At 65.8% G+C, this 9,086-nt stretch carries 6 protein-coding genes; 1 reads left to right on the top strand and 5 read right to left on the bottom strand.

Features of this window, described 5'->3' with window-relative positions; translation table 11 throughout:
* Positions 1-18 precede the first annotated feature (18 nt).
* On the bottom strand, positions 19-2,622 hold the full coding sequence (gene clpB, locus MUB46_RS06455; RefSeq protein ID WP_261615070.1) for an ATP-dependent chaperone ClpB: 2,604 nt from the start codon (positions 2,620-2,622) through the stop codon (positions 19-21).
* A 176-nt stretch (positions 2,623-2,798) separates the two neighbouring features.
* On the opposite strand from clpB, the gene MUB46_RS06450 reads away from it, so the two are divergent.
* Positions 2,799-3,557: an MOSC domain-containing protein gene (locus MUB46_RS06450; protein WP_261615069.1), complete on the top strand. Its 759-nt coding sequence runs from the start codon at positions 2,799-2,801 to the stop codon at positions 3,555-3,557.
* 67 nt (positions 3,558-3,624) lie between these two features.
* Here MUB46_RS06450 and MUB46_RS06445 read toward each other — a convergent pair whose 3' ends face one another.
* The 4 genes from MUB46_RS06445 to ptsP all read right to left on the bottom strand — a co-directional run bounded on the left by MUB46_RS06445 (position 3,625) and on the right by ptsP (position 9,002).
* Entirely contained in the window at positions 3,625-4,290 is a 666-nt protein-coding gene (locus MUB46_RS06445) for a DUF4167 domain-containing protein (RefSeq protein ID WP_425256220.1), read from the bottom strand.
* A 404-nt stretch (positions 4,291-4,694) separates the two neighbouring features.
* Positions 4,695-5,630 (bottom strand): peptide chain release factor N(5)-glutamine methyltransferase, encoded by a 936-nt coding sequence (prmC, locus tag MUB46_RS06440; protein WP_261615067.1) that lies wholly within the window; start codon positions 5,628-5,630, stop codon positions 4,695-4,697.
* Entirely contained in the window at positions 5,630-6,709 is a 1,080-nt protein-coding gene (gene prfA, locus MUB46_RS06435; protein WP_261615066.1) for a peptide chain release factor 1, read from the bottom strand. The genes prmC and prfA overlap by 1 nt, the downstream gene beginning before the upstream one ends.
* A gap of 34 nt (positions 6,710-6,743) precedes the next feature.
* Positions 6,744-9,002 carry a phosphoenolpyruvate--protein phosphotransferase gene (ptsP, locus tag MUB46_RS06430; RefSeq protein WP_261615065.1) on the bottom strand — a complete coding sequence of 753 codons (2,259 nt, stop codon included), beginning with the start codon at positions 9,000-9,002 and terminating at the stop codon, positions 6,744-6,746.
* Between the last annotated feature and the right edge of the window lie 84 nt (positions 9,003-9,086).

The following is a 9,086-nucleotide window of genomic DNA, read 5'->3' as shown; positions in this document are numbered from 1 at the left end:
TTCGGACGGATGAGCCCGTCAGGCCGCCTTCTCGGAGACCTCCGCCGGGGCAAACGTCAGCTCCCCTTCGGCTTCGCTGACGTGAACCTTTTCGCCGTCGTTGATCTCGCCGGCGAGAATCTTGCCCGCCAGTGGATCCTGCACCGCCTTCTGGATCACCCGCTTCAGCGGACGGGCGCCATAGGCCGGGTCGTACCCCTTGTCGGCAAGCCAGTTGCGGGCCTTGTCGTCCAGGTCCAGCTCGATCTTGCGCTCGGCCAGAAGCTTGCGCAGCCGCACGAGCTGTATGTCGACGATCGCGCCCATCTGGTCACGGCGCAGCCGATGGAACAGCACGATCTCGTCCAGCCGGTTGAGGAATTCCGGGCGGAAACTCGCTCGCACCACCTCCATGACCTTGTCGCGCACGGCGTCCGAATCCTCGCCTTCCGGCTGATTCGCGAGATATTCCGAACCGAGGTTCGAGGTCATCACGATCAACGTGTTCCGGAAGTCGACCGTGCGCCCCTGCCCGTCGGTCAGGCGTCCGTCGTCGAGCACCTGCAGGAGCACGTTGAACACGTCCGGATGCGCCTTCTCGATCTCGTCGAACAGAACGACCTGATAGGGCCGGCGCCGGACGGCCTCGGTCAATGCACCGCCTTCCTCGTAGCCGACATAGCCGGGAGGCGCGCCGATCAGCCGGGCCACGGAGTGTTTTTCCATGAATTCCGACATGTCCATGCGCACCATCGCCGTCTCGTCGTCGAACAGGAACTCGGCGAGAGCCTTGGTGAGCTCGGTCTTGCCGACGCCGGTGGGGCCAAGGAACATGAACGAGCCGATCGGCCGATTCGGGTCCTGCAGCCCCGCCCGGGCTCGGCGCACGGCCGTCGACACCGCCTCGACGGCTTCTTCCTGGCCGACGACGCGTTTCGCCAACGCCTCTTCCATGCGCAAGAGCTTGTCGCGCTCGCCCTCGAGCATCTTGTCGACAGGAATCCCGGTCCAGCGTGACACCACCTGCGCCACATGGTCGGGCATCACCGTCTCCTCGAGCATGACGTCGCCGCCCTCCTCGGTGTCCTCGATCTCCGCGACCTTCTTCTCCAGATCCGGAATCACCCCGTAGGCGAGTTCGCCCGCGCGCTGGTACTCGCCCGTGCGCTGCGCCTGGGCCAGTTCGTTGCGCGCGTCGTCAAGCTGCTTCTTGAGGTCGGCGGCGGATCCAAGCTTGTCCTTCTCCGCCCTCCAACGAGCATCCAGGTGCGCGGCCTTCTCCTCGAGGTCGGCGAGATCCTTTTCCAGCTTCTCGAGGCGATCCTTCGAGGCCTTGTCGGTCTCTTTCTTCAGGGCCTCGCGCTCGATCTTGAGCTGGATGACGCGCCGGTCGAGCTCGTCGAGCTCCTCGGGCTTCGAATCGACCTGCATGCGAAGCCGCGACGCGGCCTCATCGACGAGGTCGATCGCCTTGTCCGGCAGGAATCGGTCGGTGATGTAGCGATTCGACAGGGTCGCCGCGGAAACGAGCGCGGCATCGCCGATTCGCACCCGGTGATGCTGCTCGTAGCGCTCCTTCAGGCCCCGCAGGATCGACACGGTATCTTCCACCGTCGGCTCCGACACGAACACCGGCTGGAACCGACGGGCAAGCGCGGCATCCTTCTCGACGTGTTTGCGATACTCGTCGAGCGTGGTCGCGCCGATGCAGTGCAATTCGCCGCGCGCGAGCGCGGGCTTGAGCAGGTTGGACGCGTCCATCGCCCCGTCCGCCTTGCCGGCACCGACGAGCGTGTGCATTTCGTCGATGAACAGGATGATGCCGCCTTCCGCCGCGCTGACCTCCTGCAGCACCGCCTTCAGCCGCTCCTCGAACTCGCCGCGGTATTTGGCCCCCGCGATCAGCGCGCCCATGTCGAGCGCGAGAAGCGTCTTGTCCTTCAGGCTCTCGGGCACGTCGCCATTGATGATTCGCAACGCCAGGCCTTCGGCGATCGCCGTCTTGCCGACGCCGGGCTCACCGATCAGCACCGGGTTGTTCTTGGTGCGCCGCGACAGAACCTGGATCGTGCGGCGGATCTCGTCGTCACGGCCGATGACGGGATCGAGCTTGCCTTCGCGGGCCGCTTCGGTGAGGTCCCGCGCATAGCGCTTCAGCGCGTCATAGGCATTCTCCGCCGATGCCGAATCGGCGGTCCGGCCCTTGCGCAATTCGTTGATCGCCGCGTTGAGGCTGTTCGCCGTCACGCCGGCGTCGGAGAGGATGCGCGAAGATTCCGCGCTTTTCTCCACGGCCAGGGCCAGCAGCAGCCGTTCGACGGTGACGAAATTGTCGCCGGCCTTGGAGGCTGCTTCCTCCGCGATCTTGAAGACGCGCGCCGTCTGGGGCGCGAGATAGAGCTGGCCGGCGCCGCCGCCCTCGACCTTGGGCATCTTGGCGAGCGCCATCTCGACGGCCTGCAGCGCATCCTGCGGCCGGCCGCCGGCTTTCTGGATCAGGCCCGCGGCGAGTCCCTCGGGATCGTCGAGCAGGACCTTGAGAAGATGTTCGGGGGTGAACTGCTGGTTGCCCTCGCGCAGGGCCAGCGCCTGGGCCGACTGGACGAAGCCGCGCGCCCTTTCGGTATATTTCTCGAAATTCATATGTCCCTCTTTTCCGGCACGTCGACGCGGCCAAAGAGCACCGGGTCGACATCCATAAGGAATTGTATTCGCGCGAGTGCCGTAGCCACCCGCTTCCCTAATATGGTGTTGCTTCCGCGCCACAAAAGGGGGGATGGTATCGGCATTCGCTTCCACCTGATTGTCTAGGATTTCCCGTGCCAAACGCCACTATCGCCAACATCTATCGCTATCCCGTGAAGGGCCTGTCCGCGGAGCCGCTGGACTCGGTCACGCTTTCGCCCGGCGCACCGCTGCCCTTCGACCGGGCCTGGGCGATCGAGAACGGACCGAGCGGCTTCGATCCGGACGCGCCGGCGAAGATGCCGAAGATCAAGTTCCTGATGCTGATGAAGAACGAGCGGCTGGCTGCGCTGGAAACCAGATTCGACGAAGAGACCCGCGAACTGACGATCCTGCGCCACGGCAAACGTGTCGCCGGCGGTAAACTGGACGATCCGCTAGGCCGCCAGCTCGTCGAGCAGTTCTTTTCCGCCTATATGGCGGACGACCTGCGTGGCGCGCCGAGGATCCTGTCACAGCCGGGCCATACGTTTTCCGACGTCGGCAAACCGGTCGTTTCGATCATCAATCTGGCGAGCGTGCGCGACCTCGAGCGGGTCGCCGGGCGGTCCGTTCATCCGCTGCGTTTTCGCGCCAACGTCTACTGCGACGGATGGCAGGCCTGGACCGAGTTCGACAGGGTCGGTTCGGAACTGCGGATCGGGGATGACGTCGTCGTGAAGGTCGTCCAGCGGATCGTCCGATGCGCGGCGACGAATGTCGATCCGGAAACGGCCGCGCGCGACATGCAGATCCCGCGGCTTCTGGACCGGACTTTCGGTCATTCCGACCTCGGCGTTTACGCCGAGATCATTCGCGGCGGCACGATTCGCCGCGGCGACGGGCTCGTCTAGGAGAGGGGCCTCACAGCAAACAGGCCCCTGACGGGGCCTGCGCCATTCTCCCCGTCTTGTCTGGCACTCAGTCGCCTGCCGGCGCAAGCGTCTCGGCCTTAGCTTTGCTGGCCGCCTTGGTTTCGGGCTTGTCCGCCTCACCGCTGCCATTCGGGCTGCTCGCCGGGACAGCATCATCCGCCTGCTTGGCTGCAGCATCGGGGCTTGTGCGGCGCCTGCGGCGCTTCGGCGGCTGCGTACCGTTGGCTTCCGCGTCCGCCTCCGCGGCCGGAGCCGGGGCCGCGTCCTGCTCAGGCTTGGCCGCTTCGTCTTCGGTGGAGGCAGCAGCAACCGGTACGTCCGGCTGAGGCTGTTCACTTTGTTGCGGCTGGACGGTGGGCTGCGGCCCCTGGCCACGCTGCGGCTGCGCCGCCCTATCCGCGCTGGTGTCGTCGTCGCCGTCGTCGCCGTCGTCGCCGTCGTCGGAACCATTCATCCTGTGCCGAGGCTGATCGCCCTGGCCGGACTGCTGCGGGTTCTGGGCCTGCGCCGCGGCGATGATCCGGAAATAATGCTCGGCATGCTGGAGATAGTTCTCCGCACCGACGGGGTCGCCCGACGACTGCGCGTCGCGGGCAAGCTGCATGTACTTCTCGGCGATATGCGAGGCGGTGCCCCGAACCTTCACGTCGGGACCATTACTTTCGTAGGTCCGTGACAGCGGACTGGGGCCCCTGCGGCCGCGTCCGCGCATTCTCTTGTTCTGCTGTCCCGGTCTCATGGGAGTTCAGTCATCTCCATTTGAAAGAAATATCGTCCCAGCCGAGGCGCTAAACGCCTGTCTCGGTAACGAACGGGTCTCACGTTCGCCGTGTCCTGCTCCGAATTTTCAGGTCGCTGCCATCGTGTGGCGCATATCGGTCCGTTTCAGAGCGATCTCCCGATCCTTATCACCCACGCGGACGGATACTTCTCCGTATCCGAGTGCAATCGCTTGCGCCCATAGACCGGATAGCGCGGTGAAGTACGGGAACTTCTCCTATTTCGAGGCGCGGTTCATATGCCCCATTCCCATCGGCAGGAGCTCTTGCCCCAAGAGCGCCGCCGGAAGGCGCAAGCGGCTTCATAAACAGCCGCCCCCGAACCACGGCTTCAAAACTAGCCTGTTCGGCCCGGCATTCCAAGTGCTTTTTGACACGAAGCTTCCGCAACGTCAGAACGAACCACATCGAGCACGCGCTCGACGCCGCCAAGGTCGCGGACGGTCCGACGGACATTCAGCCCTCGCGTTTCGGCGATAGCGGCCACCGCTGCGCGCTGGCCGAATCCAAGCTCCAGAACCAGCCCTCCGGCGGGCTTCAGAACCCGTGCCGCGTCGTCGAGTATGGCACGATAGGCATCCAGCCCGTCCGCCCCGCCGTCGAGAGCGGCGATCGGATCGTGGTCCGCGACTTCGCGGGCAAGCCCGACGCGGTCACCGGTCGGAATATAGGGTGGGTTGGACACGATTACATCGAATCCGTCGCTCGTCAGGGCCGCCAACCAATTGCCAACCACGAACCCGGCGCGTCCGCCGACACCATTCTCCGCCGCGTTTATCGTCGCGACGCCGGCCGCGCCGGCGGCTATGTCGACTCCGAGCCCATAGGCGGCAGGCAGTTCATGCAATAACGCGACCAGGAGACATCCGGTTCCGGTTCCCAGATCCGCGATGCGCAGCGGCGCCTCCCGGCCGGGTCCCGCGTCGATGAAATCCAGCGCTGTCTGCACCACCGTCTCGCTGTCCGGTCGCGGCTCCAGCGTGTCCGGGCCGAGCAGGAACTCAAGCCCCCAGAACTCGCGATGTCCCAGTATTCGACCGACCGGCTCACCCTGAAGCCGACGGGAAATCACCGCCTCGATTCGGGCCTGATCCTCGTCATCGAGCGTGCGACGGCCCTCGGCAATCATCGCCGCGCGATCCAGCCCGAGCGCATGGCCGGCAAGAACGCGGGCGTCGAGTTCCGGCGTCGCGACGCCGGCCGCCGCAAGTCGGCGCCGCGCGCGCAGCACGGTCTCGGAGAGCGTCGGGGCGGGGGCGCCCGAACGGTTCATCAGACCCGTGCTTCCGGCCGCAGGTCCTCTGCGGCCAGCCGGCGGGCCTGATCCTCGGTGATCAGCGCATCGATGATCTCGCCCAACGCCTCCCCGGCGACGACCTTGTCGAGCTTGTAGAGCGTCAGGTTGATACGATGATCGGTAACCCGCCCTTGCGGGAAATTGTAGGTGCGGATCCGTTCCGAGCGGTCGCCCGAACCGACCTGCCCCTTGCGATCGGCCGCGCGCTCGGAACTGAGCCGTTCGCGCTCCTCGTCGTAGAGCTTCGCGCGCAGCAGCTTCATCGCCTTGGCCTTGTTCTTGTGCTGCGAGCGCTCGTCCTGCACGGCGACGACGATGCCGCTCGGCAGATGCGTGATGCGCACGGCCGAATCCGTCGTATTGACGTGCTGGCCGCCAGCGCCCGAAGATCGGTAGACGTCGATCCTCAGATCGCCCTCGTCGACGTCGATATCGACGTCCTCGGCTTCCGGCAGCACGGCGACGGTCGCCGCCGATGTGTGAATCCGCCCCGACGCTTCGGTTTCCGGCACCCGTTGCACCCGGTGAACGCCGGACTCGAACTTCATCTTGGCGAAAACGCCGCGGCCCGAGACCTCGGCGATGATCTCGCGAAAGCCGCCGCGGTCCGATTCGCTTTCCGAGAGAACATTGACCTTCCAGCCTTCCAGCTCGGCGTAGCGCTGGTACATGCGGAACAGGTCCGCCGCGAACAGTGCCGCCTCCTCGCCGCCGGTGCCTGCGCGGATCTCAAGGATAGCGCCCTTCTCGTCGGCCATGTCGCGCGGCAGGAGCAGGACGCGCATCTCACGTTCCAGATCCTCGACCTTCACCTCCAGGTCGGCGACTTCGGCCTCGGCGAGATCCGCCATCTCCGGATCGTCCAGCATGTTGCGGGCGGATTCCAGGTCGGCGCGCATCTTCAGAAGCTCGCGCGCTTTCGCCGCGACGGCGGAAATTTCCGCATGTTCGCGCGACAATCGCACGAATGCCTCCGCGTCGGGCGACGACGACATTTCGTGTTCGATCCGCTCCAGGCGGTCGACGAGAGACTGCAGCTTTTCCCTGGCAATCATTCGGGGGCTATCATTCGTGGGCCATCACCATTGGTCAGATCTGCACGTCGTGCTGGCGCGCGAAGGCGATCAACTCCTTGCGCAGACCTTCATGCGGCATGTGGAGTTCGGGCATCAGCCAGTTCTGCAGCGCGCCGAGATCAAGGCTCATCAGCATCGACTTGACCGGCCCGATGGCTGCCGGCGCCATCGAGATCGACCGGTAGCCGATGCCCAGCAGCGCCATAGCACTCAACGGATCGCCGGCCAGTTCGCCACACAACGTCACCGGTACGCCGCCGGAATCCGCCACCTCGATCACCTTGCGCAGCGCCCGCAGAGGCGCCGGCGACAACGGGTCGAACCGATCGGCGAGCTGTGAATTCGCCCGGTCGATGGCGAACAGAAACTGCAGCAGATCGTTCGAGCCGACTGACAGGAAATCGACGCGGGCCACGAGTTCCTCCAGCTGCCACAGCAGCGAGGGCACCTCGACCATCGCTCCGAGCAGTATCTTGTTCGGAATCGGATGGCCGTGCCGCTCCAGGTAGCGCCGGTCGCGTTCGACCAGTTCCCGGGCCCGGTCGAACTCGTCGACCTCGGTGATCATCGGGAACATGAGCCTGAGCTCGCGGCCGGCGGCGGCGTGCAGCAGGGCCCGAATCTGGGTGCGCAGCAGCCCCGGCCGGTCGAGTGCCATGCGGATCGCCCGCCAGCCGAGCGCCGGGTTCTCCTCCTGCGCACTGCGCATATAGGGAAGCACCTTGTCGCCGCCAACATCGAGCGAGCGGAACGTGACCGTCAGGCCATTCGCGGCGTCAAGTACGGCGCGATAAAGGGCGAGTTGTTCGCGCATCCGCGGGAATGTCGCCGCGACCATGAACTGCAGCTCTGTACGGAACAGTCCGATTCCCGCCGCCCCCGCCTCCTTGACGTGCGGCAGGTCGACCAGCAACCCGGCATTGACCATGAGGTCAATGGTCTGGCCGTCGCGGGTGACCGCCGGCTTGTCCCTGAGCTGACGGTACTGCTCCTGCCGGCGTGCCCGGAATCGCACTTTCTCGATATAGGCGGCCTCGACGTCCGCGGGCGGGCGCACGTGCACCTCGCCCGACAGGCCGTCGACGATGATCGGATCGCCGGAATTGACCAGGTCGAGGATGCCGTCGACCTGGCCGACGGTGGCGATGCCGAGCGCGCGGGCGACGATCGTCACATGGCTGGTCGGAGCCCCCTCCTCGAGCACGAGCGCGCGCAGACGCTCGCGGTCGTAGTCGAGCAGTTCGGCAGGCCCCATGTTGCGCGCCACGATGATCGCGTCGCGCGGCAGCTCGAATTCGGCGAGATGGTCCCAGCCGACAAGCTGGCGCAAGAGCCGGTTGGCGAGATCGTCGAGATCATGCAGTCGGTCGCGCAGGTATGGGTCGGTCTGGCGCAGCATCCGCGCGCGTGTATCGTTCTGGACGCGCTCGACCGCCGCCTCCGCCGTGAGGCCCGTCGTCACGGCCTCGCGGATGCGTTCGGCCCAGCCCCGGTCGTAGGCGAACATGCGGTAGGCTTCGAGCACCTCGCGATGCTCGCCGGCGCGCAGGATGTCGGAGCGCGTCAGCAGGTCCTCGACCGAGGTGCGCACGTGGCCCAGAGCCTCTTCGAGGCGCGCCAGTTCCGCATGCGGGTCTTCGGCGATCAGGTTGGTGACGACTAGTCGCGGCTCGTGCAGGACAGCGTGGCCGAGGCCGAGACCTTCTGTGAGCGCGCGGCCGGTCAGATGCTGCGGACGGCGCAGTGCCAGATTTTCGCCCGGCGTGACCAGGCTATCCAATTCGTCGCCGGCGATCATCTCGGCGAGAACCATCGCCGTGGTCTGCAGCGCCTCGACCTCTTCCTCCGAGTAGATGCGCTGCGTCCGGTTCTGCACCACGAGGACGCCCAGCGTCTGGCCGCCGCGCAGGATCGGAACACCGAGGAAGGAGTGGTAGATCTCCTCGCCCGTCTCCGGCAGATAGGCGAACGCGGGGTGCTGCTGGGCGTCGGGCAGGTTCAGCGGCTCGGCCTCGGCCGCGATGGTGCCAACCAGACCTTCTCCGAGATTCAGGCTGGTTTTATGGATAGCCTCGCGCTTCAGCCCTTCGGTGGCGAACAGCTCCAGGCGCGCGTCGCCGCGCAGGACATAGACCGAGCATACCTCCGCCACCATGTTGGAGGCGATGGTCACAACGATCTTGTCGAGCCGTTCCTGCGCGTTGACCGGCTCCGCCATCAACTCGCGGAGCCGTCTAAGCATAACGCGCGGGCCGCCGATCGAGCCCCGCATTCCGGTCGTTCCCTGGTGCGCCGCGTGGTGCGACGATTCTAACCCACCTAGCCCCAGACGGGACCAGTGCAGCCGGCGGGATCA

Source organism: Microbaculum marinisediminis, assembly GCF_025397915.1.
Taxonomy (GTDB): Bacteria; Pseudomonadota; Alphaproteobacteria; order Rhizobiales; family Tepidamorphaceae; genus Microbaculum; species Microbaculum marinisediminis.
Note: the sequence above shows the minus strand (reverse complement) of the source record. Positions and strands in the feature narration are given on the sequence as shown.

Bases quoted from the DNA above. Each gene is read 5' to 3' on its own strand.
- prmC (WP_261615067.1), bottom strand. From the start codon at position 5,630: ATGAACCGTTCGGGCGCCCCCGCCCCGACGCTCTCCGAGACCGTGCTG.
- MUB46_RS06445 (WP_425256220.1), bottom strand. From the start codon at position 4,290: ATGCGCGGACGCGGCCGCAGGGGCCCCAGTCCGCTGTCACGGACCTAC.
- ptsP (WP_261615065.1), bottom strand. From the start codon at position 9,002: ATGCGGGGCTCGATCGGCGGCCCGCGCGTTATGCTTAGACGGCTCCGC.
- clpB (WP_261615070.1), bottom strand. From the start codon at position 2,622: ATGAATTTCGAGAAATATACCGAAAGGGCGCGCGGCTTCGTCCAGTCG.
- prfA (WP_261615066.1), bottom strand. From the start codon at position 6,709: ATGATTGCCAGGGAAAAGCTGCAGTCTCTCGTCGACCGCCTGGAGCGG.